This window comes from Marinifilum sp. RC60d5 (genome assembly GCF_052400665.1).
Taxonomy (GTDB): Bacteria; Bacteroidota; Bacteroidia; order Bacteroidales; family Marinifilaceae; genus JBQTGK01.
Genome location: NZ_JBQTGK010000003.1, coordinates 44087 through 70398, shown reverse-complemented (window position 1 = coordinate 70398; position 26312 = coordinate 44087). Strand labels below are relative to the sequence as shown.

The window sequence follows — 26312 nt, the reverse complement described above, 5'->3', positions numbered from 1 at the left end:
CAAAAAATTAATTCGAATGTTTATGTCCTTTTAAAGCATAAAACAATATATAAGCATAACATAAAATGGCAACAACAAAGGAATTAGCTAAGCCAAAACTATCTGCTAAGATTCCCATAATCATTGGAACAACGGCGCCACCAACAATTGCCAGACATAAAATACCTGATCCCTGACTGGTATATTTTCCTAATCCATCAATGGCCAAAGTAAATATGGTTGGAAACATGATTGAATTAAATAAGCCAACCAAAACAATACTCCAAAGAGCAACATAACCACTTGTTAACATACTTGTAATAATTAAAACCACAACCATTACCGAATTAAATGCCAACACTTTCGATGCTGATATTTTTTGCATTACCGCTGACCCGATAAAACGACCGACCATTGCTCCTCCCCAGAAAATAGAAAGGTATTTGGTTGCATCAGCTTCGCCAAACAAGTGTAATCCTTCATCGCCAAAATACATTACCAAAGTACTTCCTATGGATACCTCTGCTCCTACGTAAGTAAAAATTCCAAGAGCTCCTAAAACAAGGTGTCGAAATTTCCAGGCAGAACCTTCAGCTTTAGCTTCTTCTGTATCCTGAATTTTAGGAAGTTTTACAAAAGCAAAAACCAAAGCAATAAGTACCAAAGCCAAAGCCAAACCTACATAAGGCATCTGAACTGCCTCGGCCTTACTGTTTATATCCTGACTTACATTATCTAATATTAACCATCCTCCAAAAATTGGAGCTACAGTAGTTCCCAACGCATTAAATCCTTGCGTTAAATTTAACCGACTCGATGCAGTTTCGGGTGTTCCCAGCTCGGCAACATAAGGATTCGCTGCAACCTGCAACACTACAATACCACAAGCCAGGATAAATAAAGCTCCTAAGAAAAAACCATAAGACAATAGAGCTGCAGCAGGATAAAACATTAATGCTCCTAAACCAGCAATACCTAATCCAGAAACAATCCCCATTTTATAACCTATCTTTCCAATAATCCAACCTGCAGGAAGCGACATTAGAAAATAAGCACCAAAAAATGTAAACTGCACCAACATTGCCTGTGTAATGCTTAAATCAAATAATCCCCTTAAATGTGGAATTAAAATATCATTCATACAGGTAAGAAATCCCCACATAAAAAATAAGGAAGTAAGCAGAGCTAAGGCTCCTTTTAAATTCATTCCCGTTTTAGGGGAGCTATTATTAGATGTTACATTTGTATTAATAGATACCATATCTTAAATTTTTCAATCGTTTGAATAAGTAATTGCAAATTACGATCATTTTAAACAAAGAATATTTTACTATTTTGCCATTTACTTGTACTATATTTGCACTTATTAACTTTTTACATCTTATCCATGATAATTTATTGTAATTTACAGATTGTAAAATATCATTAACAGCTATTTTTATTAAAAAAACAAGTTTAACAGTAACACAGCCGCAAGACATTAAAGTTATAACAAAACATTGCAAGTATGTCCTTAATACTCGAAGAAATATCTGTAAAAAACGAACACTCGTTTCGATCTAAAATAGACGTTTTATCTCATATTGAAGTGCCCTGGCATCATCATCCCGAGTTTGAGCTAATTTATATCGAAAAAAGTAAGGGTACTTTGGTTGTTGGCGACTGTATCGATCATTTTAAAGATGGAGATATGGTTTTTATAGGCCCCAATACACCACATGTAATGAAAAATGATGATTCTTACTATCAGAATAAGTCAGAGCTGAAAGCCATAGCCTGGGTTGTTCACTTTAGAGAAGATTCTTTTGGTAAAGAATTTTTTCTACTGCCCGAAATGCAAAAAGTCAGACAATTTCTGATCAAATCTTTTCAGGGAATAAGAATTGAAGGAAATAGTAAATACAAAATTATTCAGCTGTTAAAAAACTTACATTCTGCCGATTATTCTGAGAGGATTATTTTCCTATTACAAATTCTGCGCATTATTTCTTTATCGGATGAGTTAGAATATCTGGCCTCGAAAAGTTTTGTTGATTCTTTTAGCCAAAGTAGCAATCATAAATTGTATAAAATATACGAATATGTAAGCAAAAATTTTCAGGATAAAATTGAATTAGATGAAGCTGCAAAAGTAGCAAATATGAGTAAAACTGCATTTTGCCGTTTTTTTAAAAGTAAAACACAAAAAACCTTCTCGGAATTTCTAAATGAAATGCGCATTAATTATGCTAAAAAATTACTGGCCGAAGGAAAATTAAGTGTCTCGCAAATTGCTTACGAGTGTGGTTTTAACAGCCCATCATATTTTAATAAACAATTTAAGGCCAGTACCGGAAAAGCACCTTTACAACTTCGTGGGCATAGTTTATAGCTAATTAATACAAATCCCGACAGTGCTTCAATAATTCTTTCGAATTGGCATAATTTTCATCAGCACTTATTAATAAATATTTCTTTTCCAGATCACCTAAACATCCGGCACTTGTACAAATTCTAAGCTGATGTTCTCCAACGGTTTCAGCCCCGTAATGGGCAGCAATATGTCCACATACCAAAGTGTTCATAGGCCTGTCAATTCGGTCTTCACTACTTAGTTTTAACAAATCATCAATATACTTTAAATAGTCATCTCCATATTCCTTTTCGTTTCCATTCATTAAAATATCCCATAAAAGTTCGCCTTTCGCTGTATCCATAAAATTAAAACCAACATGCATATTATATTTGTCGATACTCGCTATATGTTCTTGAAAATTCTGCTTGTGATTCAATCTTTTAAATCCTGCAGGCACACATCATGTTTTGATCCAGAACGCTTAGAGGCTCCGGTATGATTAATTAGAACACCACCGTGGGTGCGAATCATAATAGGCATATCCATAAAAAATGTAACAATCTTTTTCCGAACCTTCTTAATTCTATTTTCAAACCACAAAGTAAATTCTAAAGGCCCTTTTTGCAAAGGGATATGATAAATATGTACAAACTCATGATTACCAAGCAAACAAATGACATCACTCTCTTTGGTGTTTGCCTTAAGATGTATTAACTCCTGTATTATCTCCAACGATTCGTCTTTCTGTTTTCCTGGGTATGCATGAATCAAATCTCCTAAAAAAATCAAATAATCTGTCTCCACTCTCTTTTAACCTGTTATAGGTTTTCAAAACTTGTCTAAAATCAAAACCATTACCATGTATGTCCGACACAATCATTAACGTACCTATGGAAATATCGCGAATCATATTTATAAAATATTAAAATTACCCATTAATAGATCTGTAAAAGTTCTATATTTTTAATAAATTAAGAAAGTTTGATCTATTTTTAAGTAACATTTTAAAATTAATATAGCATGTTAAAAGAATTAATAAAAAACACTCACAAATATTTTTGGAATCTTAACAGCGACGGAGATGTTATTTTAGGAAGTTCGGATTTGGACCCAAAAGCAAGAGTAACTTTTACTTATACTAAAAAATGGATTCATATAGCTCCCATAATTGAGGAAATGCCAGGTGTTTATATAGGTAAACCAAAAATTTTCCTAAAAAAAACTGAAGAGTTCGAACTAGTTGTTGAATTAATAAAATTGGTAAAGGCCTTTTTAAAAACAGATACCAAATTAAATCCTGATAAAACATACAAAAATACGATGAAACTGTTACACAAATATTATCAGTAATAATATTCAGATGAGAACATCACAACTCTTCATTTTTGTTTGCTGCCTTTTTTTTGCCTTGAAAGGATATACACAAACATATAAAAAGCTAGCAATAGGAGATTCCTTTCCCAACATAAAAGGAAAACTACTCTCATCTAAAGAGATAAGTATTCCTGAACATTGCAAAGGTAAAGTGTCTGTATTAATCGTTGCATTTAAACGTGAAACTCAAGATCAGGTTAATACATGGACCCAACCTTTACTACAAGAATTTGGTATGCATAAAGATTTCCGATTTATAGAAATTCCTATGATAAGTAGCTTATTTAACTGGATGTCGGGCTATATTGACAATGGAATGCGCAAAGGAATTGCTTCTGCCATGCATAAAAATGTTATGACCTATTATGGGCCATTAAACTCCTACTACAGATATTTTGATGTTGAAGACAAAAAACTATGCTACCTATTTTTATTGGATAAAAATGGTACTATTCAATTTATTGATAAAGGAGAAGCACAAAAACAGAATCTACATTTATTAACAAATAAAATTAAAGAACTAATTGGTTCATAAATACATTAATTTCAATTGCACCTTTTTCCTGATTTTTTCTGAAGTTTAGCTAATAAAATATAATTTTACGCTTTCAACATAAACACAAACAGAATGAATAAAAGAGGATTTGCAAGTGATAATTTTTCAGGTGTACTCCCTGAAGTAATGGCAGCTATTAATGAAGCCAACAACGGACACGTAATGGCTTATGGAGGTGATCATTATACAGAATCAGCAATTAATAAATTTAAACAACTATTTGGAGAAAATATTGATGTTTACTTTGCCTTTAATGGCACGGGTGCTAATGTCATAGCTTTATCGAGCTTAACACAATCTTATAATTCCATTATTTGCCCGGCAACTGCACATATTCAGGTTGATGAATGTGGTGCTCCCGATAAATTTACCTCTTGTAAAGTAATTCCTATTGACACTCCTGATGGAAAATTAACTCCCGAATTAATTAAGCCTCAACTACATGGATTTGGCTTTGAGCACCATTCACAACCTAAAGTAATTTCGATTACTCAATGTACCGAACTTGGCACAGTTTATACACCCAAAGAAATAAAAGCCATTTGCGACCTTGCACATGAAAACAATATGTATGTTCACATGGATGGTGCTCGCCTTGCTAATGCAGTAGTAAGTTTAGATATCGATGTAAAAGAAATTACAAGTAATGCTGGAATTGATGTTTTAAGTTTTGGTGGCACAAAAAATGGAATGATGTTAGGGGAAGCGGTAATTTTCTTTAATCCTGAATTATCTAAAAACACCAAATACATTCGCAAACAAAGCATGCAACTTTGTTCTAAAATGAGATACATAGGAGCACAATTTGATGCCATGCTAACCAATAATTTATGGTTGAAAACTGCCAAACATGCCAATGCAATGGTTAAATTATTAAAAACTGAAGTAGAGAAAATCCCGCAAATTAAAATTACTCAAAAAGTTGAATCGAACGGAATATGGGCTTTGGTTCCTAAAAATAAAATTGAAAAATTACAGGAAGAATATTTTTTCTGGATTTGGGATGAACACGCTGGTGAGGTTCGCTGGTTATGCTCATTCGATACCTCTAAAGAAGATATTCTTGGCTTTGTAGAAGTATTAAAAAAAGAACTGGCTTAATTTAAACTCACTCATTTTATAATTACACATCAACTTATAAATGGCCGAATTATACGAAAATTACTCTTTAAAAAAACACAATACTTTTGGTATTGAGGCTTCTGCCAAATACTTTTTCGAATTCGAAAGTCAGAATGAAATTTGCGACTTTTTGGATAAAAATAATATTGTTGATACCAATTATCTAATTTTAGGTGGAGGCAGTAATATGTTATTTACCGAAGATTTTGACGGATTGGTTTTGTATCCATGTATTAAAGGAATTGAAATTTTAGAGGAAGACGAAAACACAGTATTACTTCGCGTAGGATGCAAAGAAGACTGGGACGAATTCGTTGCCTGGTGCGTAGAAAGAAACTATTCTGGAATCGAGAATTTATCATTAATTCCAGGTGTTGTAGGTGCTTCACCAGTTCAAAATATTGGAGCTTACGGTGTAGAGGTTCAAGAGGTAATCGAAAAAGTTGAAGCCGTTTCTATCGAAAGCAGATCTCCTGTAACTTTTAACAAGCTACACTGTGAATTCGACTATCGAAATTCTGTTTTCAAAAATGAATACAAAAATCTTTTTATTATTACTCACGTACAGTTTCGTTTGCAAAAACAAGCCCAATTTAAAGTTCATTACGGAGCTATTAGTGAAGAATTAGAAAATTACAATGAAGTAAACCTCAAAATTATTCGTGAGGTAATTATCAAAATACGCGAAAGTAAATTACCAAACCATGAAGTATTGGGTAATGCTGGTAGCTTTTTTAAAAATCCGATTGTAGAAAAAGAACAAGCCGATAAACTAAAAGCTAAATTTGAAGCGATGCCAACCTACGAAATAAGCGATTTTGAAACTAAAATTGCAGCTGGTTGGTTAATAGAACAATGTGGATGGAAAGGCAAACAAATTGGAAATGTTGGAGTACATAACGACCAGGCTCTTGTTCTTGTGAATTATGGCAATGCAAAAGGATACGAAGTACTAAAACTAGCCAATGACATTCGCAAATCGGTACTATTTAAGTTTGGGATAAAACTCGAGATGGAGGTTAATGCAATATAAAAAACATTACAAAAAAACAATGCCCATCTACAAAAAAACGCAAAGTACTAAATGGTAAGCACTTTGCGTTTTTTTATTTTTTAGCCTGATAATTTATTCGCAAACTGATAGTGCTACTTCATTATCCCTCTTTTATTTAATGCATTTTGATATTTTCGAGCATTGCGATTGTGCTCGCGAAGTGATTTGGCAAAAATATGATAACCAGAAAAATCAGGATTAGCACAAAAATAAATATATCGGTGTTTTTCGTAATTCAATACGGCATTCAAGCCAGATACCGATGCCTGACGAATTGGCCCGGGAGGCAATCCACGATATTTATAAGTATTATAGGGAGAATCTATTCTCTTGTGCTTGTTCAATACTCGCTTAATTGAAAAATCACCCAATGCAAACTTCAATGTTGGGTCGGCATCCAATTTAATTCTACGATTCAGTCGATTCATATATACTCCTGCCACTCGGGCTTTCTCATCTTTTTTTATGGTTTCTTCATCAACAATCGAAGCCAGCGTACTCACCTCGGCAGGAGATAAGCCAATTTCCTTCGCTTTCTTTAATCTATCGGCATTCCAAAATCGCGAATACTCTTCATGCATTCTATCCATAAAAGATTTTGAATCGGTATTCCAATACAACTGATAAGTATTGGGAATAAACATACCAATAATGGTTTCAGCTTTAAATCCATATTTTGCAATTCGCTCTTTATCCTTTAAACTAGCAAGCAGACTAATGGAATCTGCCTCAATCTGTTTGGCTATTTTTCCAGCAAAATCTTCTAATGTTCGGGTGTTATTAAACGTAAGATTAATGGGTACCTGTGCTCCCGATCTTAGCAAATCGACCAAATCGTTATTACACATACCATTTTTAATCTGATATCTTCCGGCATGAATGTGGCGTGCATAATTCTTCTTATCCATTACCCACTCCAATGAACTGATGTTCTTAATCATCTTACCCTCGGCAAATATCTGTAAAATATTGTACTGACTTGCATCGGTAGGAATATACACAAAGCTGCTTTGCTTTTCTCCCAAATCAACATTCGTTGAGAAAATTTTCATATATAAATTAAACAGAATTGCTCCTGCAACAATCAAAATCAACATGATTGCCACAAAAAACACTTTCCATTTTCCTGATCGAATATTACCTAAACGCAATAAATTTATCATTTGTTTACTATTGAATGAGAATACTAAGTTCGCAAAAATAAAAGAAAAAATCAGATCCTATTTTCTCAAGAGAAAAATTTCTTACAATACGTATTTAATTAATAAACACTTCTATCGTCTGAAAAAAGAAATCCTTAATTCAAAATAATTTAAATTCTTATTAACTGTTAAGCGATAAATGTTCTCTGCTAAGCTAGATTTATTATCTTTGAAATGCACACAATAAAACAACATAAATGAACATATCAGCTAGTTTCGATAGTGGTAAAATTAAAGTAATTAAGGCTACTAATCCTCAAGACATTCAGCTTGAAATTCCTAATGACACCAATTCTGAGCATTTTCAATGGTTTTATTTTAGATTAAGCGGAATGCAGGAACAATCGGTAAAAATAAAAATTACAAATGCACATAAAGCCTCTTATCCTGAAGGATATGAACAATACAACACTGTTGCATCATACGATAGAGAGCATTGGTTTAGAATTCCTTCTACCTACAACGGAAAAGAATTATGCATTGAGCACACTCCCGAATATAACTCGGTATATTATGCTTATTTTGCACCTTACACCTACGAACAACATCTCGATTTAGTACACAATGCACAAATGTCGCAAGAATGCGAATTGGTCTCTATTGGAAAAACTATTGAAGGGAAAGATATCGACATGTTAATTGTTGGTGAACCTGATGAAGAAAAGAAAAAAATATGGATTATTGCTCGTCAGCATCCCGGAGAAAGCATGGCCGAATGGTTTATGCAAGGCCTAATCGGAAAATTGCTCGATGAAGATGATCCTGTTTCAAGAACTTTGTTAAATAAAGCAGTTTTCTATATTGTTCCGAATATGAATATCGACGGAAGTATTGCCGGAAACCTTCGCGTGAACACCAAAGGATTTAATTACAACAGAGAGTGGGCAGAACCTAATATTGAAAATAGTCCGGAAGTATTTCATGTTCGTAATTTAATGGATGAATATGGCTGCGACCTAAATTTAGATATTCATGGCGACGAAGCTTTACCATATAATTTTATATCAGGTATTGAAGGCATTCCTTCTTTCGACGAAAGATTAAAAAATTTAACAAAAAATTTCATTAACACATGGGTAGCTACCTGCCCTGATTTTCAAAACACTCACGGCTATCCAAAGAACAAACCAGGCGAAGGAAATTTAGCAATTTGCTCAAAACACATTGGAGAACGATTTAAATGTTTATCTTTGACGATCGAAATGCCATTTAAGGACAATAATGATTTACCTGAACCAGAATGTGGATGGTCTCCAGACCGAAGCATTTTACTTGGAGAATCGGTTCTTCAGCCTATTCTAAAAGTGGTAGATCAACTAAGATAATAAACGATTATACTTTTACTAAGTATATTACTCGAAAGGCCCATACTCAAGCTTCCGTGAGCGTGGGCTTTTTATATACCCCAAACTCTGTAAACTTTCAGGCTCGATTATTGTTCTCATTTTTTATATTTTTATAATCGAACTATAAATATCCGCATGAAGTATAAAATAAAATCCATTCTTATCATTCTAATTTCCTGTTTATTTTTTCAAACAAAAGCTCAGGTTAGTAATCATCTTATAACAATCATTACAGAGTATCCTTCCGATTTTTCATCAACAAACGATCTGGTAAGGCTTATCAACAAAGACTTTAAAAATAAAGAAGAAAAAGCCGCCGCTGCATTTACATGGATTGCCCTAAATATTGCCTACGATACAAAACAAGTGGGTAAACCAAACCGAGTTCGTTTCTCGTACCGAACAGAAGAAGAATTACTTGCCAAAAAGAAACAGTACAGAATTGATTTAGCCGAGAAAAGCCTAAAAAAGAAGAAAGCTTTGTGTGAATCATACTCTACCCTTTATCAGATATTATGTAATAAAATGAATATTGAGTGTAAAATTGTTCCTGGAACAGCAAGAAGATATGTTTCTGAAATTGGCAAGAGCAATCTACCTTCCAATCATGCGTGGAATGCAATTAAAATACATAATAAATGGCTATTAGTAGACGTAACCTGGGCCGCAGGATGGGTTGATTATTCTAAAATGAAATTTCACAAAGAATTTTCACCAGCCTACTTTGCATCATCACCAGAAGAATTTGCCATGAAACATTATCCTGACAATGAGGAGTGGCTACTTAAGCAAACAATCCAAAACAAAACTGATTTTGCACTTCAGCCCATTCCTTTTAAAGCTTTTTTTGGGAAAGGGATTAAATTAATCTCGCCTAAAAAAGGCATTCAAAACATAAAAAAAGGAAATGCTCTAGAATTTAAGCTATTAAACGTAACAAAAGAGACAGAAATTGCCTATCATTTTAAAAGTGACAAATTTGGCAAAAAAGTAAAATCCATTCGCAAAAATAATTCCCTATTATTTAAGATCTATCGCGAATTTAAAGGAAAAAATGAATTAATAATTTACTTTGACAACATACCTGCTTTGGGATATAAAGTAAATAGTAAATAAAAAATCCCAATTCCTAACTAATTTGGGATTTGGGATTTTATATATAGCGCTTGATTTCTCTTAATTCTCTTCTCTAAAAAACAACTTATAATAACTTAAATCGCGAGCCGCATCGTATCCTTTTTCTAAAAATTTTCTTTGTCCATGAATGTAAACATGAAAATTTTTATCGAGCTTTAAGATATGTTTAAAATGCTTTTGCTCGCCTTTTACTGCGTCATTACTAATTTCAAATTCCTGTGCTACCGAAGTTCCACTTTCATTCTGATAATAATCTTTATATTCATCGAAAGCAGTAGCCACTTCAGGCTGTTCAATTACCTCTTGCTTAAATAAATCTTCGTTAAATTCTTTTTTATCCTTAAAAAAGTTAATCGACTTATTCATTAAATCAATCTGATCGGCTTTGGCAACTTCGTTTTCGTCGTTATACACATCACCAATAAAACCTTTACACATATCCAAATAGTTTTGAGTATGATAAAAATTATCTTCACGCAATTTTAAATCCAGAAACTCTTCCTTCCAATACAAAGCATCTTTATTTGGGTTTGTTTTATCAACAATACAAACCTTAAATCCTTTTTCTTTTTCGGTATTAAAAATCAGGCAACCTTTATCTAATTTCTTGATATTTATTCCATTCTCACAGCCCAACTCAAAATTTTCCTGTTTCTGATACACTTTCAAAAAAGTATCTTTATTTTCAGATTTAAAAATCCCTAATGCATCACACACTTCCCCATCAACAACACAATTAGAAAATGCGACCAAATAAAACTCACCTCCTTTTATGTTCGGATGATTCGATTTTTCGAATAAATGAACAGCAATATTGGTAGATTGATCGTAGAAACTCTCATTATTTTCAAAATACTCCGAAGCATAGCAATACACTTCGTTCATGCTTAATCCTTCTTCGTTCTGAAAATGAAAAAACTCTTCTTTGTTAAAGGCTGTTAAAAAGTATTTTAACAGAATATCTCTAACATCGTCATCTTCAATCTGAATTTCAGATTTTGAAAGTTTCAAATCTTCCTCTAAATGTTTGTTTCCAACATTGTGAACCACAATGCGATCCAAATTTATATCTTCAAAATTAAACATGTACTAATTATTTTAAGAACGCCACAAAGATACTCACTTTCGTTAAATAACATGAAAAATATTCTTAGCTTGTTGGCGAATTTAATAATCCTATTATAAACAAGCTGTTTAAGACATTCTCTTCTTGTTCGGATACTCTCTATAATAAAGAAAACTACTTTCAAACATTGTAAGTGTAACTTAACACTTACTTCTTTAGTAAAATAATTCTTTACAAATCAATTACAATTGCTAAATTTAACTAAACCAAACAATAAAACATGCCTAAAACTTATCTACTCATCATCCTATTTTCACTTTTCTTAATTGATAAAATGCAGGCTCAACAAAAAGAACAAAGCTCTAAATTGGGGATTAAATATCTTGAATATTTTCCTGAAATTATCGAAGGTAAGGATAAGCTTCCACTCCTTATTTTTCTTCATGGAATGGGAGAAAGAGGCAATGATCTAAATAAATTAAAAGTTCATGGTCCTCCATCTTTTCTAGATAATAAAAAAGACTTCCCTTTTATTACTATTTCACCTCAGTGTCCTGATACTGTGTATTGGAATGAGGAAATTCTTCTGCCTTTTTATGAGGAAATCATTAACAAATATCCCATTGATAAAGATAGAATTTACATTACAGGTTTAAGCATGGGAGGTTTTGGCACCTGGGGATCGATAGTTGCTAAGCCTAACTTATTTGCTGCTGCAGCCCCCATTTGCGGCGGAGGAAATCCGAACAAACTTGAAGCTGTAAAATCAATGCCTATCTGGGTATTTCATGGAGCCAAAGATAATGTTGTTCCAATCATCAGATCGCAAGAAATGGTAGACCGCTTAAAAAAGTTAGGAAGCAAGGTAAAGTTCACTATTTATCCTAAAGCAGATCATAATTCATGGACCATAACTTATGCAAACCCGGAATTGTATAAATGGTTTTTATCGCATAAAAAGAAATAAATCCAGAAATTAGTTGCTTAGTATTCTTTAAAAATGCTAAGCAACTCATCTTTTTCAAAGCTTTTTTTACTTCTGTTTTCTATACAACAAATATCCTACAATTAATATCCATAAAATGGATAAGCCTGCCAGAGGAATAAAAAGAATATAAAATCGCCCGAAAATGTATTGATAAATTCTTCCTGTGTGTATTTCTAAACACAAATTCCATAAAGACATTTCACTCTCTTGAATTTTTGGGGGCATTTGAGCAAATCCAGAATTGTCAGTTAAATTACCTGCCCCTAAATTGTAATCAAATAATATTTCATTGCCTTTTACATCTTTCAGATACCCGGCAATAGGATGAGCTGCAATGGGAGGTCCCATTCTTTTGACCGCAATATGAGGCTTCCGTGTTATGTAATCGAAAACTAAATTTTGTTCTGGCATCCAGTAAAAAATCCCACTAAACGAAGCAATCAAATATTGTCCTTTCCCTATTTTCTCCAGCACATTAACTCCCATTACTGAAACAGGAGGCTGCGCTGTGTATTTTTTCGGAGCTGATTTAAAAAAATCATCAGAATAATAAATTCCTTCATTGGTAGCCAAAACAATCCTATCCAATTCCTCATCAAAAAGTATCCTTCTAAACTGATCGTACCAGGGATTTGAATGATCGAGATGAGTAAATGGAATTTTAGTAACCCGATTACTGGCTATGGCAATTAACAAAGGCGGCCTTAAAAACATACCGCTTAAAGTGCTTATAATTAAAAATACAATAAGCCAACTACCAAAACGATTGTGCCATTTCAAATTGAATTTCAGAAATTGAATCTTCCCCTTAGTATTTGCACCTTTCTTTCTCAGTTTTTTAATCCACTTTGGAAATAAAAAATAAACCAATCCACTAAAACTCAAAAAAAGGAATACAAAACCTAAAAAATCGACAAATAATTTTCCAATCAATCCAAACGCTTCGCCGCTATGTATTTCCCACAAGGTTTTAAACACACTTGTTTTTCCATCGTAATCGGCACTAGCCTTAACGTCTACAATCTGAAATCCAGACTTCGTTTTTTTTAACAGATTACTTCTGCTTAAAACATACAAACTCGAGTCAAGCTCCATTAAATCAACAATCCGGTGTTCTTCAACTGGCAACTCAAGTTTTTTCCATTCTTGATTCTCCAAATAATACAAACCAAACAGAGTTCCTGCGTAAATTTTACCCGAAGAGGTACAAATCATTTTTTCAACCTTTCGATTATCTATTCCCTCGGGAAATCCCCTATTAAACTCATTATATGTCTGAAAATTATCTGTCGTTTTCCAAACACCAATATTTCCATAAATTAAAGCTGTATCTCCTTTAAGGTTAATAGCTGATTTTACGGCTGCCTTATTCCAATTTTTATATTGATATTCACTTCCCAGATAATTTCTATTTACATCGATAGATGAAAACAGAGCACGATGATTCATGATAATCCCAGAAATGGAAAAAAAGATAATAAATAGAGTTAACACAAGAGAAGGCCACTTGTGATACTTTTTTAAAAATGCGAGTGATTTTTTGGCAGCCATTAATTTTAATTTTATTGCAAGATATAAAACAAAAAACTGTCTGCTCAGAACTTATTAAAGTACCATGCAGACAGTTATTTTTTAATCTCTAATATATAAGTTCTAAGAATAGTATTCCGGAAACAAACCCTACATTCCTAACCACATCCGGAATACTTTTAAGATCTTTTTTCTAGTTCAAGAACATTTTCATGTCTTCATCAACAGTTCCAATTCCGCCAATTCCGAATGTATCAATTAATACTTTAGCTACGTTTGGAGAAAGGAAAGCTGGCAATGTAGGTCCTAGGTGAATATTCTTAACACCTAAAGAAAGGAGAGCTAACAATACGATAACCGCTTTTTGTTCGTACCATGCAATATTGTATGCAATTGGTAACTCATTGATATCGTTTAACTCAAATACTTCTTTCAATTTTAATGCAATAACAGCTAATGAATATGAATCGTTACACTGACCAGCATCTAATACTCTTGGAATACCTCCGATATCACCAAGCTCAAGCTTGTTATAACGGTACTTAGCACAACCTGCAGTTAAAATTACTGTATCTTTTGGTAAAGCTGCTGCAAATTCGGTATAATAATCGCGACTCTTCATTCTTCCATCGCAACCTGCCATTACAAAAAACTTACGAATAGCACCAGTCTTAACTGCATCAACAACTTTATCAGCCAATTGCATTACCTGGTTGTGTGCAAAACCTCCAATAATTTCGCCTTTTTCAATTTCGATTGGTGCAGCACAAGTCTTAGCCAACTCGATAATTTCAGAAAAATCTTTTACTCCATTTTCATCAGCTACTATGTGCTTAAATCCCGGGAATCCAGAAGATCCTGTTGTAAATACTTTATCCTGATAAGTAGAATTTGCTTTTGGAGGAACAATACAGTTAGTAGTAAACAGAATTGGTCCGTTAAAAGTTTCAAACTCTTCATTTTGCTTCCACCATGCATTACCATAGTTTCCTACAAAGTGCTCATATTTTTTAAATGCTGGGTAGTAATTTGCTGGCAACATCTCAGAGTGAGTGTAAACATCAACACCAGTTCCTTCTGTTTGCTTCAACAATTGCTCCATATCTTTCAAGTCATGACCCGAAATTAAAATACCTGGTTTATTGCTAACACCAATATTTACTTTTGTAATTTCTGGATTACCGTAAGCTGTAGTATTTGCCTCATCAAGCATAGCCATTGCAGTAACTCCATTTGCACCACACTCCATTACCAAAGCAACCAATTCATCAACAGAAAGAGAATCGTCGGTAGTAGCTTTTAAAGCTTTTTGCATAAAAGAGTACATTTCGCTCTTCTCAAAACCTAAATTATCAGCATGCTCTACATAGGCAGCCAATCCTTTTAAACCGTAAATTGTCAATTCTCTTAATGAACGAACATCCTCATTCTCTGTAGTTAAAATACCGACTACACGAGCTTTTGCATCAAAATCATTTTCAGTTTCAGCAAACCAGCTTGCAGAATGATGTAACTCACCAAAAGCAACACCTGCATCTTCAGCTTGTTTCTTAATTTCCTCTCTCAATTGAAGACCTTCACGAATTGCTTCTACAAATTTTACCTTATCAAAATTGGCATTGGTAATGGTCATAAATAAACCATTTGTAATAAAACGATTTACCTTTTCGTTTTCAATTCCAGCTTCACGTGCAAGAGTACTGTACTGCGAAATTCCTTTCATTACGTACATTAATAGATCCTGGATATTTGCAACCTCATCGGTTTTACCACAAACTCCTTTTACCGTACAGCCAGTTCCCTTAGCTGCTTCCTGACACTGATAACAAAACATTGACATATCTTTTTTATTTAAGTGATATTGATATTTGATTTCTTAAGTTACAAAATTCGAAAGAGATAGTTACACTATTCTTTCCTTTTGACTTCACAAATATGATACATCTAAATAATAAAAAGTGTAACGAATGTTACAAACGCAAATATTTTTCAGATTTTTTTATCTTTTTTTCTTTTATATATTTTTAGACAAAAAAAAATCCCAATCGAATTAAATTGGGAAAGCATATTATTCTATATGAAATTACAATTTTTTAAACATTTTTTTAAGCTTCTTTTTTAGTTCGCATTTATTCTCCTTATAACAGGAAAGTTGTTGAAGGGTTAAAATTTTCTCAAAATCATTTTCTTTTTGAAGAAGACTATCACGAACAGCTTGCATACACGAGAAACCAGCTTTTTCGATAGTTAATCTATCTATCTCTTTTTCGCACTCCAAATTTAAAACCTTAATTTTAGAAATCTGATCTGAATTTAAATCCAGCTTTTTCTCCATCCACTCTGTAATTATATCAGCCCTCTTTTCTGCCTTAGTAAAACTTTTAGCATTAACAGTCAAACTTAAAATTACAAACAGTAGAATCAAACTTTCTCTCACAAATTTCATAAATCTCCCTTTTAATTCTATACCTCTTAACAATTTTTAAAACGTATATTATCTAAAAATGTTCTCTTTAAGATTAGAAAATTATAAAATATTAGTGAGAACCACAAATTAAGCTCTCTTTAAACCTCTGTTTTACAAGCACTACTTCTTTCATTTAAATAGATCCAAATAATAAATTTTACTTGCTATTATTTAAAAAATAATTAATAATTTGGGCTTCCTTTTCTATCGATTCTGTAGTAATATTATTTACTATCCGATACAGGAAAGATAATTTACATGAATGTGTGAAGTTGAACTAAATAAACAGAAAGAAAATGAAATCGATAGACATTTTTACAAACACAAAAGCTTTAATATTCGATTTAGACGGAACCCTAGCCGATACTATGCCAATTCATTACGATGCATGGAACAAAACTGCTAAAGTTATGGGCATTAGTTATAGTCAGGAATTTTTGTCTAGTTGCGCAGGAATGCCATCTGCTAAAATTATCGAATTGCTTAATAAACAAAACAACCATTCTATTGATCCGCAGGAATTCTCCGCTTTAAAAGAAGAATTTTTCGCAAAGGAAATGCATAAGATAACAGAAATTAAACCTGTTACTGATCTTGTTTACAAATACCATAAAAAAATGCCTATGGCTGTAGGTACTGGTGGTAAAAGAAACATTGCCGAAGAAACTCTTAAGTTATTAGGACTGGACAAATACATTCCTATACTTGTAAGTGCCGACGATGTGGAAAATCACAAACCAGAACCTGAAACTTTTTTAAAGTGTGCCAATTTAATGGGTATTGCGCCCGAAAACTGTCAGGTTTTCGAAGATGGTTTATTGGGTATACAAGCAGCAGAAAAAGCAGGAATGATGGTTACCGATGTAACTCCTTTTTACTAAATCAATAAAATTAAATCATGCTTAAAAAATTATTCTTCCTTATTCCATTAGCTCTACTTATTTATTCTTGTAATGTAGAAAAAAAGGAATATACGGTCGCCTTTTACAATGTCGAAAATTTATTCGACACAATTAACGATCCCATTAAATGGGATGATGATTTTACTCCTGAAGGAAAATTAAAATTTACGACCGAAAGATACTCTAAAAAACTAGAGAACCTTTCATCGGTATTATCTGCTATAGACACTCTTAATTTACCTTCTATTATTGGGCTTTGTGAAATTGAAAACAGAACTGTCCTTGAAGATTTAATTTCCCAAAAAAGCCTAAAAACTGGAAATTACGCAATCGCTCACACCGAGAGTCCAGACAAAAGAGGTATTGATTGTGCCCTTTTATACAAAAAAAGTGACTTTCAGTACTTAAACCACGAAGTAATTAACATTCAGTTTCCCTGGGAACCCAATTATAAAACCAGAGATATTCTTAACGTAACTGGAATAATGGGTACTGATACATTACATATTTTTGTAAACCACTGGCCTTCACGCCGGGGTGGACAGGAGAAATCTGAAAAGAACAGAGTTTTTGTGGCAAAACAACTTAAAGAGGCAGTAAATAAAATACAAAGTAAAAACGAGCATGCTAAAATCGTTATTATGGGCGATTTTAACGATGAACCTAACAATGTTTCAGTTACCCAAACCTTGCTTGCCTCGAACAATAAAGAATCCCAAAAAGCCAGTGATTTATACAATTTAATGTATGATTTACAAGCCAATGGACATGGAAGCTATAGCTATAGAGGAAATTGGAATATGCTCGACAATCTTATTGTATCCAGAGAATTAATTAACTCATCGAATGGATTAAGCACCACATACGATGCAGGAAAGATATTTACAAAACAATGGTTTTGCTACGAGAGTAAAAATGGAGAATACCTGCCAAGTAGAACCTATGCCGGACCAAAATATTTTGGTGGCTACAGCGATCACTTTCCAGTTTATTTTAAACTTAAAAACTAAGATTAAAAGCTGAAAAATATAATGCCGGTTGATAATTTCAATCGGCATTTTTATTGCCAAAATATTCCATGGTTCGCATTGTTTCTCTATTTTAGCAAATCAGAATAGAAACGATTCAAAAGTGCTGCATGAAATTTAAAATAGAATCAAAATTTAAACCAACAGGAGATCAACCCACTGCTATCGAAGAATTATCGAATGGCCTAAATAACGGTGCTCCATTTCAAACCTTATTAGGAGTTACAGGTTCTGGTAAGACATTTACCATTGCCAATGTAATAGAGAAAGTGCAGCGTCCTACTCTTGTCTTAAGTCATAATAAAACTCTTGCTGCACAATTGTATGGGGAATTCAAGAATTTTTTTCCGAACAATTCTGTCGAATATTTCGTTTCCTATTACGATTACTATCAGCCCGAAGCATATTTGCCAGTTACAGGAACTTATATAGAAAAAGATCTTTCTATTAATGATGAAATTGAGAAATTGCGTTTAAGTGCTTCATCGGCTCTTCTCTCGGGCAGAAAAGATGTTATTGTTGTTTCCTCTGTTTCCTGTATTTACGGAATTGGTAACCCCGATGATTTTCATGCTAATGTTACCATAATAAAAAAAGGACAGTTAATTTCACGTAATAAATTACTTCATGCTTTTGTAGATGCTTTATATTCCAGAAATGAAATAGAGTTCGACCGGGGAAATTTTCGCGTAAAAGGTGATACAATAGATATATATCCTGCTTACGCTGATTTTGCGTATCGCCTTATTTTTTGGGACGATGAGATTGATGAGATCTATTCTTTTGATCCCTTAAATGGATCGAAATTGGATTCCTATGATCGAATTACCATTTATCCGGCTAACATCTTTGTTACCAGTAAAGATCGGGTACAGCAAGCCATACATCAAATTCAGGATGATATGGTAGCACAGGTTGCCTTTCTTAAGGATATAGGCAAACACCTGGAGGCAAAAAGATTAGAAGAAAAAGTTAATTTCGATTTGGAAATGATTCGCGAATTAGGTCATTGTTCGGGTATTGAGAATTACTCGCGATATTTTGATGGCCGAAAAGCAGGAACACGTCCTTTCTGCTTAATGGATTATTTTGCAGACGATTTTCTTGTAGTAATTGATGAAAGTCATGTTACAATTCCACAGATTAGAGCAATGTATGGTGGAGATCATTCCCGAAAAATTAATCTGGTAGAATATGGTTTCCGTTTACCTTCAGCACTGGACAATCGTCCTTTAAAATTTGAAGAATTTGAGCAAATTGCGAAACAAACCATTCATGTAAGTGCTACTCCTGCCGATTACGAGCTCGAAAAATGTGAAGGTGTTGTTGTTGAACAGGTGATTCGACCAACGGGATTACTCGACCCGGAAATTATTATTCGCCCAAGTTTAAATCAAATTGACGATTTAATTGCTGAAATTAATACGCGAACTGAAATTAATGAAAGAACACTGGTTACCACTCTAACCAAAAGAATGGCAGAAGAATTATCGGAATATTTCACAAATTTAAGTATTCGCTGTCGTTACATTCACTCCGATGTTGATACGCTGGATCGCGTAAAAATTATGGAAGAACTTCGAAATGGTGTTTTTGATGTTTTAATTGGTGTAAACCTATTACGTGAAGGCCTTGATCTACCAGAAGTTTCACTTGTAGCTATATTAGATGCTGATAAAGAAGGTTTTTTGCGCTCTACCCGATCATTAACACAAACTGCCGGCCGTGCTGCCCGAAATATAAATGGTAAAGTAATTATGTATGCCGATAAAATTACAAAATCAATGCAGGAAACCATCGATGCTACAAATCATCGAAGAGAAAAACAGCTGGCATACAATATTAAAAATGGAATCACCCCTAAACAAATTGTAAAATCGAAGGAAAGCATTATCGATCACGATAAAAAAGAACAGCCAAAAGCCTATAGCGGACCCGAATCGGTTGAGATTGCTGCCGATCCAGTTGTTCAATACATGAGCAAAGAAAATTTGGAAAAAACCATCGAAAAAACTAAAAAAGCAATGCAGAAAGCATCTAAAGAAATGGATTTTCTGCAAGCAGCCCAGTATCGCGATGAAATGTATCGACTTCAGAAACAACTCGAAGAAAAAAAGTAATTGTAAAAAAAAGGCATTAAAAAAAGCAGTTTCTTTCGAAACTGCTTCAGTTATTTCTAGGGAAATACTATCCCAAATATGATTTCAACAACTTGCTTCTGGAAGTGTGACGCAAACGACGAATCGCTTTTTCTTTAATTTGACGTACCCTCTCGCGAGTTAAACCAAATTTTTCGCCAATTTCTTCCAAGGTCATTTCTTGAATTCCAATTCCAAAGAAAAGCTTAATAATATCACTTTCTCTCTCTGTTAGAGTAGCTAAAGCTCTATCAATTTCTCTGGTTAATGATTCATTCAAGAGACTTCTGTCTGCAATAGGCGAATCATCATTCACCAATACATCCAACAAACTGTTATCCTCTCCGTCAACAAACGGAGCATCAACAGAAATGTGACGACCAGAAACACGTAGAGTATCTGCAACTTTATCTGCAGGCAATTCTAAGGAGTCTGCTAATTCTTCAGGAGATGGCTTTCTTTCATGTTCTTGCTCGAATTTCGAAAATGCTTTGTTGATTTTATTCAACGAACCAACCTGGTTCAATGGTAATCGAACGATTCGAGACTGCTCTGCCAAGGCCTGAAGGATAGACTGACGAATCCACCATACAGCATAAGAAATAAATTTGAAACCACGAGTTTCATCAAATTTTTCTGCAGCTTTTATCAATCCCAAGTTACCTTCGTTAATTAAGTCAGGAAGACTCAATCCTTGATTTTGATATTGTTTAGCTACAGAAACAACAAAACGCAAATTTGCTCTGGTTAATTTCTCCAAAGCTCTTTGATCGCCTTTTTTGATTCGCTGCGCCAATTCAACTTCTTCTTCTACTGTAATAAGATCTTCTTTACCAATCTCTTGTAAGTACTTATCTAAGGAAGCACTCTCTCGATTGGTAATTGATTTAGTTATCTTTAATTGTCTCATAGTCCCTTTTCCTCGAAAATATGCCGCAAAATTAACCTTTTAAATAAAAAAAGTCAAAATTAATTGCCATTTTATTCGAATATTTATATTTTTCTTTTTTTTGCATTCCTTAATCTCCATTTAAAGAGAAGGCATAATACTTAACACTACCGTTAGGATAAATTCCGGAAATAAAAATTCCACCATCATTTACCTCATCAATCGCTTCCTTTATATCATCCACTTTATAAATTGGTTTATCATTTATTTTATATATAATAAATCCTTCTTTAATATTCTCATCTTTTAATTTCCCACTCCGCAGATTCTTCACCTTTACTCCTCTGTTAATTTGTAAGCGATACTTCTCTTTTTGTGATATAGCTTCGAAGTCGGCTCCCAGAAAAGCTAAATTTTTCGATTTAATAACATTCGTATTTCCTAAGCTGTTACGTAAAACTACGTCTAATTGTTTCTTTTTTCCGTTTCTTTTTATTAATACCTTAATTTCATCACCAGGACGATATTTACTAACCTGCTCCTGTAATTCTGCCGGCGAGTTAACATCTTTCCCATTTATAGCTAAAATAACATCCTTAATTTCAACTCCAGCCTCGTCTGCAGCACTTTCCTGTGTCAGCCCTGCCACAAATACACCTTCAATTTTATCTAAATCTTTATCCTGTGCAAGTTTAGCATCTACAGATTGAATAGAAACACCAAGCATGGCTCTTTGCACATGACCAAACTCTTTTAAATCGGCAATAACTTTTTTAACTATGGTAACCGGAATAGCAAAAGAATATCCCGAATAGGAACCGGTTCTAGATTCAATTGCTGTATTAATCCCAACTAATTGTCCCTTACTATCAACCAATGCTCCTCCACTATTACCAGGATTAACAGCAGCATCTGTCTGTAAAAACGATTCGATACTCATCTGACTTCTCATAATCCCCAAATTTCTTGCTTTGGCACTAATAATACCTGCAGTAACTGTCGATGTCAAATTAAATGGATTACCGACTGCCAAAACCCACTCTCCTAATTTTAATTCATCTGAATTACCTAGTTCCATTTTCGGTAAATCTTCTTCATCAATCTTAATTAACGCCAAATCTGTATATGGATCTTGTCCTATTAATTGAGCTTCGTACGATCGTTTATCATTTAAAACAACAGAAATAAAATTTGATTCCTTTACTACATGATTATTAGTTACAATATAACCATCTTTAGAAATAATTACTCCCGAACCAGAACCCATAGCTGGCTGAGTCTGATAACCTCTACGACTGTTTCCAAACAAAAAATCGTAAAATGGATTGGATTGATATTCTTCGTTACCATAAACTGTGGTAATATGAACCACTGATTTTACCGATGATTCCGCAGCAATGGTCAAGTCTACTAATCCTGAAGGACCTTGTGAAAGGCCTGCTAATTGTATTGTCTGCGGCTCAGGAGTTGTTATAATTTCTTTTTCTCTATCAACAAATAAAACGAATAAAATAATTGCTATTCCACCACCAAAAATTGCGGTTAATACTCTTCCAAAAAATAATTTAATCTTCATTTCTAATACTATTTTTTTGAGTGACACATAATATTAACCTTATTCAGATATTTTTTACTTATTATGAGTTTAAAAAAAAGTTACAAAAACAAAATCATTTAGTCAATTATAATTTTTTATGGTCGTAGCTGACTGGTATCTCATCAAAATCTATCACTTTTCAGCCCGCTAAACCAAGAATATCTGAATAAGATTCTTATTTTTACACTACAATTTTAACGAATAAGTTCATTAAGTGTTTTTCATTTTAACGTATTTAACACTTCTTAACAACATTTATACAAAAATGCAAATCGAATTCTCTAAATATCAAGGAACAGGCAATGATTTTGTTCTTATTGATAATCGTAACAATCTTATTTCGCCAGAAGATACCAGTTTAATTGAAAAACTTTGCCACAGAAGATTTGGTATTGGTGGCGATGGATTAATGCTGCTTGAAAAGGAAAATAATTACGATTTTAGAATGAGATATTTTAATTCTGATGGTAAGGAAGCGAGTATGTGCGGCAATGGAGGACGATGCATCGTTGCGTTCGCATATCATTTAGGAATTATTAAAAACATAGCCAGCTTTATTGCTGTTGATGGTGAACATGAAGCAAAAGTAGAGGATAATGAAGGACAAATACAAATTTGTCTGAAAATGGTAGATGTTAGTGGAATTGAAAAAAATGAAACTACATTTTACCTGAACACGGGCTCACCTCATTATGTAGAATTCATTAACGATCATAATGAATTTGACACCTATTCTAACGGAAAAGCAATTCGATACAACAAAAGATTCGCAAAAGAAGGAACCAATGTAAATTTTGTATCATTCAACAATAATGACTTACAAGTTAGCACCTATGAAAGAGGTGTTGAAGATGAAACTTATTCATGCGGCACTGGCGTGGTTGCATCGGCAATTAGCGCTGGTTTTTTGAAAAATAAAAATCGTTTCAATATAAATACCAAAGGTGGAAAACTAAGCGTCTCCTTTAACAAGATTGACAATCAAAACATCGATAACATTTGGCTCATGGGACCCGCTACTCATGTATTTTCCGGCTCATTAACTATTTAATATCCTCTTTTTTTATATGAAGTTTATTCTCTCTAAAATTTTTGAAGATAAAAGTATTTCAAAGGTATTTTTACTTTCATTACTTTTAATTTCTCTTTCTCTAATTCTAATATTAGGAATATTTACAATACAACAAGAAAAACAAAAATTCACGAGAGAATCTGCTCTCATACAGGAAGATTTTATTAAAAATCAGAAAAAAACACTTTTACAAGAAACACAAACATTAATTAACTTTATTGAGAACGAAAGACTTCAAACTCGAAATCTATTAAAAAAAGAAATAAGTAGTAGAGTAAATGAAGCGCATACCATCGCAACCAATTTATACAAAAGCTACAAAAACAAATTATCAGATAAAGAACTGGAAAATCTCATATTAAATGCACTTGCTTCGTTAAGATTTAATAATGGCAGTGGATATTTCTATATTAACAGTCTATCTGGAATTGTAATTCAGGATCCACAAAACCCAGAATGGAAAGGAAAAAACAAACTTGCCTTGAAAGATGCTTATGGAGTTTCTATTATTAAAAGTGAAATTGAAACCGCAACAACGACCGGAGAAGGCTACACAAACTACTCCTGGCAAGATAACAATAGCCAAAAAATACATCCTCAGATATCTTTTGTAAAAATATTTAAGCCTTTTAATTGGTACATAGGATGCACTCAACATGTTGAAAATTATAAAACTGAAATTCAAGAGGATATTCTAAATAAAATTACTGATTTAAGATTCGATGATAATTTTACCATAGCCGTAATCCGTTTCGATGGTGTTTGTCTTGCCCACACCAATAAATCACTAATAGGCAAAAATCTATGGGATAGTGAAGATAAAAATCAAAACAAATTTATTCAGAAATTTATATCAAGAGGAACCGATATGAATGGTGGTTTTGTTGAATCTCTAAACAATTTTGATAACCACTCTAGTCTGGCAAACCTAATGCATGCTAAAGCATACAAAGATTGGCAATGGGTAATTGGCTCGGGTGTTAATTTAAAAGAACTAAACCTGGCCATAAATAAACGTAAGCAAGAACTTCGATCAAATGTAAACAACTACATAATAAGAGCTAGTATTGTTCTTATTCTCAGCATCTTTTTTATTATTATATTTACAAGATTTGTTGTTAAAATTAGCAAATCGGAACTTGGTATTTTCAGTCAGTTTTATAAGGATGCTGCTTCAAACTCGGTTCTTATTGATACCTCCACTTTACATTTTAAAGAATTTAAAGAACTGGGGGACCTTGCCAACCAAATGATAATTAACAGACAAAAAGCAGAACACCAATTAAACATAGAAACAGCTTACTTTGAACAGCTATTCGAAAATTCGCCAGAAGCAATTGCCATTACCAATACTGAAAGTAAAGGAATAAAAATCAACCATAAATTTACCGAACTTTTTGGGTATTCTGCAAAGGATATTAAAGGAGCCGTAGTAGACTCTCTACTAACCGATAAAGACACGCAAAACGAGGCCTGTGAGTTAAATGCTACAATGGCAAAGGGAAAACTTGCCGAACTTGAAACCAAACGAAAATGTAAAAATGGCGAGTTAATTGATGTATCGATAATGGGAAATCCGATTGTTATTGACGGAAAAACCATTGCTATTTTTGGAATCTATCGTGATATTACCCAGCGTAAAGAATACGAGCAACATCTTAAAGAAGCAAAACACCGTGCCGAAGAATCTGATTTATTAAAATCGGCTTTTTTAGCTAATATGTCTCATGAAATAAGAACACCTATGAATCATATTATTGGTTTTACGGATATTATGACATCACAACAAATTGAAGAAAAAGACAGACAAGAATATGCTGCATTAATAAAACAAAGTGGATACAGTCTTCTGCAATTAATAAACAATATAATCGATTTATCAAAAATTGAATCCAAACAGGTACAAATACACCCTGAGTACTCCTGTGTAAACAGCATTTTAACAACCCTATATGAACGTTTCAACAAGCAGAAAAATGAGAATAAAAAATCTCACCTAAACCTTATTATTGAAAAACCATTAAGCAATAATGACTCTATAATTTATACCGATGCAAGGCGCTTAGAACAATTACTAGCTAACTTAATTGACAATGCCATTAAATTCACCAACAAAGGAAATATAGAGTTTGGTTACCAACTAAATAAAGCTGAATCCGAAATAGAACTATATGTTAAAGATACCGGAATTGGAATTCCAAAAAAATACATAAACAATATTTTCAAATCATTTAGACAAATAGATGGATCGGACACCAGACAATATAGCGGCACAGGACTAGGTTTGACAATTTCACATCGATTAAGTGAAATTTTAGGTGGTAAAATCAGATTAAAATCTGAAGAAAATAAAGGTACCTGCTTTTATGTCTCATTACCTTACAAGTGTAAAACTTCAAACTTAACAACAAAGATATCAGAAGAATATCAAAATTAAATACTAAACAAATTAGAGTAATTATTAAAATTGGTTTTAATAAACACCGTAAATAAGTTAATTAGCTAATCCTAATAAATTAGGACTTTAGTA

Annotated in this window: 23 protein-coding genes; 13 read left to right on the top strand and 10 right to left on the bottom strand. The window is 33.2% G+C overall.

Going from position 1 to position 26312, the window contains the following annotated elements; all coding sequences use genetic code 11:
* Nucleotides 1-7: 7 nt before the first annotated feature.
* Entirely contained in the window at nt 8-1240 is a 1233-nt protein-coding gene (locus tag ACT3CE_RS07915; protein ID WP_444709230.1) for a sugar MFS transporter, read from the bottom strand.
* A 246-nt stretch (nt 1241-1486) separates the two neighbouring features.
* Here ACT3CE_RS07915 and ACT3CE_RS07910 point away from each other — a divergent pair, with 246 nt between their 5' ends.
* Nucleotides 1487-2350, top strand: a complete 864-nt coding sequence (locus ACT3CE_RS07910; RefSeq protein WP_444709229.1) for an AraC family transcriptional regulator — start codon at nt 1487-1489, stop codon at nt 2348-2350.
* A gap of 4 nt (nt 2351-2354) precedes the next feature.
* On the opposite strand, the gene ACT3CE_RS07905 is transcribed toward ACT3CE_RS07910, so the two are convergent.
* Together ACT3CE_RS07905 and ACT3CE_RS07900 are read right to left on the bottom strand one after the other, a co-directional pair.
* Nucleotides 2355-2771 carry a hypothetical protein gene (locus ACT3CE_RS07905; RefSeq protein WP_444709228.1) on the bottom strand — a complete coding sequence of 139 codons (417 nt, stop codon included), beginning with the start codon at nt 2769-2771 and terminating at the stop codon, nt 2355-2357.
* Nucleotides 2747-3118: a metallophosphoesterase gene (locus tag ACT3CE_RS07900; protein ID WP_444709227.1), complete on the bottom strand. Its 372-nt coding sequence runs from the start codon at nt 3116-3118 to the stop codon at nt 2747-2749. The genes ACT3CE_RS07905 and ACT3CE_RS07900 overlap by 25 nt, the downstream gene beginning before the upstream one ends.
* A 216-nt stretch (nt 3119-3334) precedes the next feature.
* On the opposite strand from ACT3CE_RS07900, the gene ACT3CE_RS07895 reads away from it, so the two are divergent.
* The 4 genes from ACT3CE_RS07895 (at nt 3335) to murB (ending at nt 6399) form a co-directional block, all read left to right on the top strand.
* The gene (locus ACT3CE_RS07895; protein WP_444709226.1) at nt 3335-3664 is read left to right on the top strand and encodes a hypothetical protein; all 330 of its coding nucleotides are present in this window, start codon (nt 3335-3337) and stop codon (nt 3662-3664) included.
* Between the two features lie 10 nt (nt 3665-3674).
* Nucleotides 3675-4223, top strand: coding sequence for a hypothetical protein (locus ACT3CE_RS07890; RefSeq protein ID WP_444709225.1), 549 nt, complete (start codon nt 3675-3677; stop codon nt 4221-4223).
* Nucleotides 4224-4316: 93 nt separating this feature from the next.
* Nucleotides 4317-5345 carry a threonine aldolase family protein gene (locus tag ACT3CE_RS07885; protein ID WP_444709224.1) on the top strand — a complete coding sequence of 343 codons (1029 nt, stop codon included), beginning with the start codon at nt 4317-4319 and terminating at the stop codon, nt 5343-5345.
* A gap of 40 nt (nt 5346-5385) precedes the next feature.
* Nucleotides 5386-6399: a UDP-N-acetylmuramate dehydrogenase gene (gene murB, locus ACT3CE_RS07880; RefSeq protein ID WP_444709223.1), complete on the top strand. Its 1014-nt coding sequence runs from the start codon at nt 5386-5388 to the stop codon at nt 6397-6399.
* Nucleotides 6400-6512: 113 nt separating this feature from the next.
* Here murB and mltG read toward each other — a convergent pair whose 3' ends face one another.
* On the bottom strand, nt 6513-7583 hold the full coding sequence (gene mltG, locus ACT3CE_RS07875; RefSeq protein WP_444709222.1) for an endolytic transglycosylase MltG: 1071 nt from the start codon (nt 7581-7583) through the stop codon (nt 6513-6515).
* Between the two features lie 236 nt (nt 7584-7819).
* On the opposite strand from mltG, the gene ACT3CE_RS07870 reads away from it, so the two are divergent.
* Together ACT3CE_RS07870 and ACT3CE_RS07865 are read left to right on the top strand one after the other, a co-directional pair.
* Nucleotides 7820-8947 (top strand): M14 family metallopeptidase, encoded by a 1128-nt coding sequence (locus ACT3CE_RS07870; protein ID WP_444709221.1) that lies wholly within the window; start codon nt 7820-7822, stop codon nt 8945-8947.
* Nucleotides 8948-9103: 156 nt separating this feature from the next.
* Entirely contained in the window at nt 9104-10084 is a 981-nt protein-coding gene (locus ACT3CE_RS07865) for a transglutaminase domain-containing protein (protein ID WP_444709220.1), read from the top strand.
* Between the two features lie 60 nt (nt 10085-10144).
* Here ACT3CE_RS07865 and ACT3CE_RS07860 read toward each other — a convergent pair whose 3' ends face one another.
* Nucleotides 10145-11191 (bottom strand): nucleoid-associated protein, encoded by a 1047-nt coding sequence (locus ACT3CE_RS07860; protein WP_444709219.1) that lies wholly within the window; start codon nt 11189-11191, stop codon nt 10145-10147.
* Between the two features lie 260 nt (nt 11192-11451).
* Between ACT3CE_RS07860 and ACT3CE_RS07855 the strand changes: the two genes are divergently transcribed.
* On the top strand, nt 11452-12138 hold the full coding sequence (locus ACT3CE_RS07855; RefSeq protein ID WP_444709218.1) for a prolyl oligopeptidase family serine peptidase: 687 nt from the start codon (nt 11452-11454) through the stop codon (nt 12136-12138).
* A gap of 66 nt (nt 12139-12204) precedes the next feature.
* Here the strand turns inward: ACT3CE_RS07855 and ACT3CE_RS07850 are convergent, their stop codons facing one another.
* The 3 genes from ACT3CE_RS07850 to ACT3CE_RS07840 form a co-directional block, all read right to left on the bottom strand.
* On the bottom strand, nt 12205-13710 hold the full coding sequence (locus ACT3CE_RS07850; RefSeq protein WP_444709217.1) for a PepSY-associated TM helix domain-containing protein: 1506 nt from the start codon (nt 13708-13710) through the stop codon (nt 12205-12207).
* Between the two features lie 172 nt (nt 13711-13882).
* Nucleotides 13883-15529 (bottom strand): hydroxylamine reductase, encoded by a 1647-nt coding sequence (hcp, locus tag ACT3CE_RS07845; protein ID WP_444709216.1) that lies wholly within the window; start codon nt 15527-15529, stop codon nt 13883-13885.
* Between the two features lie 243 nt (nt 15530-15772).
* Complete coding sequence (locus tag ACT3CE_RS07840) at nt 15773-16135, bottom strand: hypothetical protein (RefSeq protein ID WP_444709215.1); 363 nt, start codon at nt 16133-16135, stop codon at nt 15773-15775.
* Between the two features lie 317 nt (nt 16136-16452).
* Here ACT3CE_RS07840 and ACT3CE_RS07835 point away from each other — a divergent pair, with 317 nt between their 5' ends.
* The 3 genes from ACT3CE_RS07835 to uvrB all read left to right on the top strand — a co-directional run bounded on the left by ACT3CE_RS07835 (nt 16453) and on the right by uvrB (nt 20206).
* A complete protein-coding gene (locus ACT3CE_RS07835) occupies nt 16453-17037 on the top strand; it encodes an HAD family hydrolase (protein ID WP_444709214.1) in 585 nt (194 codons plus the stop codon).
* A 17-nt stretch (nt 17038-17054) separates the two neighbouring features.
* Entirely contained in the window at nt 17055-18068 is a 1014-nt protein-coding gene (locus ACT3CE_RS07830) for an endonuclease/exonuclease/phosphatase family protein (RefSeq protein ID WP_444709213.1), read from the top strand.
* Between the two features lie 128 nt (nt 18069-18196).
* Nucleotides 18197-20206 (top strand): excinuclease ABC subunit UvrB, encoded by a 2010-nt coding sequence (gene uvrB, locus ACT3CE_RS07825; protein WP_444709212.1) that lies wholly within the window; start codon nt 18197-18199, stop codon nt 20204-20206.
* Between the two features lie 67 nt (nt 20207-20273).
* Here the strand turns inward: uvrB and ACT3CE_RS07820 are convergent, their stop codons facing one another.
* Together ACT3CE_RS07820 and ACT3CE_RS07815 are read right to left on the bottom strand one after the other, a co-directional pair.
* Nucleotides 20274-21134: a sigma-70 family RNA polymerase sigma factor gene (locus tag ACT3CE_RS07820; RefSeq protein ID WP_152734659.1), complete on the bottom strand. Its 861-nt coding sequence runs from the start codon at nt 21132-21134 to the stop codon at nt 20274-20276.
* 109 nt (nt 21135-21243) lie between these two features.
* A complete protein-coding gene (locus ACT3CE_RS07815) occupies nt 21244-22689 on the bottom strand; it encodes a Do family serine endopeptidase (RefSeq protein WP_444709211.1) in 1446 nt (481 codons plus the stop codon).
* A 286-nt stretch (nt 22690-22975) separates the two neighbouring features.
* On the opposite strand from ACT3CE_RS07815, the gene dapF reads away from it, so the two are divergent.
* Nucleotides 22976-23761 (top strand): diaminopimelate epimerase, encoded by a 786-nt coding sequence (gene dapF / locus ACT3CE_RS07810; protein WP_444709210.1) that lies wholly within the window; start codon nt 22976-22978, stop codon nt 23759-23761.
* Between the two features lie 16 nt (nt 23762-23777).
* On the top strand, nt 23778-26219 hold the full coding sequence (locus ACT3CE_RS07805; protein WP_444709209.1) for a cache domain-containing protein: 2442 nt from the start codon (nt 23778-23780) through the stop codon (nt 26217-26219).
* Nucleotides 26220-26312: the final 93 nt, after the last annotated feature.

Excerpts from the sequence above, each read along its gene's own strand:
- mltG (WP_444709222.1), bottom strand. The coding sequence starts at position 7,583 with ATGATAAATTTATTGCGTTTAGGTAATATTCGATCAGGAAAATGGAAA.
- ACT3CE_RS07865 (WP_444709220.1), top strand. The coding sequence starts at position 9,104 with ATGAAGTATAAAATAAAATCCATTCTTATCATTCTAATTTCCTGTTTA.
- ACT3CE_RS07855 (WP_444709218.1), top strand. The coding sequence starts at position 11,452 with ATGCCTAAAACTTATCTACTCATCATCCTATTTTCACTTTTCTTAATT.
- ACT3CE_RS07815 (WP_444709211.1), bottom strand. The coding sequence starts at position 22,689 with ATGAAGATTAAATTATTTTTTGGAAGAGTATTAACCGCAATTTTTGGT.
- ACT3CE_RS07840 (WP_444709215.1), bottom strand. The coding sequence starts at position 16,135 with ATGAAATTTGTGAGAGAAAGTTTGATTCTACTGTTTGTAATTTTAAGT.
- ACT3CE_RS07915 (WP_444709230.1), bottom strand. The coding sequence starts at position 1,240 with ATGGTATCTATTAATACAAATGTAACATCTAATAATAGCTCCCCTAAA.
- ACT3CE_RS07895 (WP_444709226.1), top strand. The coding sequence starts at position 3,335 with ATGTTAAAAGAATTAATAAAAAACACTCACAAATATTTTTGGAATCTT.
- ACT3CE_RS07885 (WP_444709224.1), top strand. The coding sequence starts at position 4,317 with ATGAATAAAAGAGGATTTGCAAGTGATAATTTTTCAGGTGTACTCCCT.
- uvrB (WP_444709212.1), top strand. The coding sequence starts at position 18,197 with ATGAAATTTAAAATAGAATCAAAATTTAAACCAACAGGAGATCAACCC.
- murB (WP_444709223.1), top strand. The coding sequence starts at position 5,386 with ATGGCCGAATTATACGAAAATTACTCTTTAAAAAAACACAATACTTTT.
- ACT3CE_RS07830 (WP_444709213.1), top strand. The coding sequence starts at position 17,055 with ATGCTTAAAAAATTATTCTTCCTTATTCCATTAGCTCTACTTATTTAT.
- ACT3CE_RS07870 (WP_444709221.1), top strand. The coding sequence starts at position 7,820 with ATGAACATATCAGCTAGTTTCGATAGTGGTAAAATTAAAGTAATTAAG.
- ACT3CE_RS07910 (WP_444709229.1), top strand. The coding sequence starts at position 1,487 with ATGTCCTTAATACTCGAAGAAATATCTGTAAAAAACGAACACTCGTTT.
- ACT3CE_RS07850 (WP_444709217.1), bottom strand. The coding sequence starts at position 13,710 with ATGGCTGCCAAAAAATCACTCGCATTTTTAAAAAAGTATCACAAGTGG.
- ACT3CE_RS07820 (WP_152734659.1), bottom strand. The coding sequence starts at position 21,134 with ATGAGACAATTAAAGATAACTAAATCAATTACCAATCGAGAGAGTGCT.
- ACT3CE_RS07890 (WP_444709225.1), top strand. The coding sequence starts at position 3,675 with ATGAGAACATCACAACTCTTCATTTTTGTTTGCTGCCTTTTTTTTGCC.
- hcp (WP_444709216.1), bottom strand. The coding sequence starts at position 15,529 with ATGTCAATGTTTTGTTATCAGTGTCAGGAAGCAGCTAAGGGAACTGGC.
- ACT3CE_RS07805 (WP_444709209.1), top strand. The coding sequence starts at position 23,778 with ATGAAGTTTATTCTCTCTAAAATTTTTGAAGATAAAAGTATTTCAAAG.
- ACT3CE_RS07835 (WP_444709214.1), top strand. The coding sequence starts at position 16,453 with ATGAAATCGATAGACATTTTTACAAACACAAAAGCTTTAATATTCGAT.
- ACT3CE_RS07860 (WP_444709219.1), bottom strand. The coding sequence starts at position 11,191 with ATGTTTAATTTTGAAGATATAAATTTGGATCGCATTGTGGTTCACAAT.
- dapF (WP_444709210.1), top strand. The coding sequence starts at position 22,976 with ATGCAAATCGAATTCTCTAAATATCAAGGAACAGGCAATGATTTTGTT.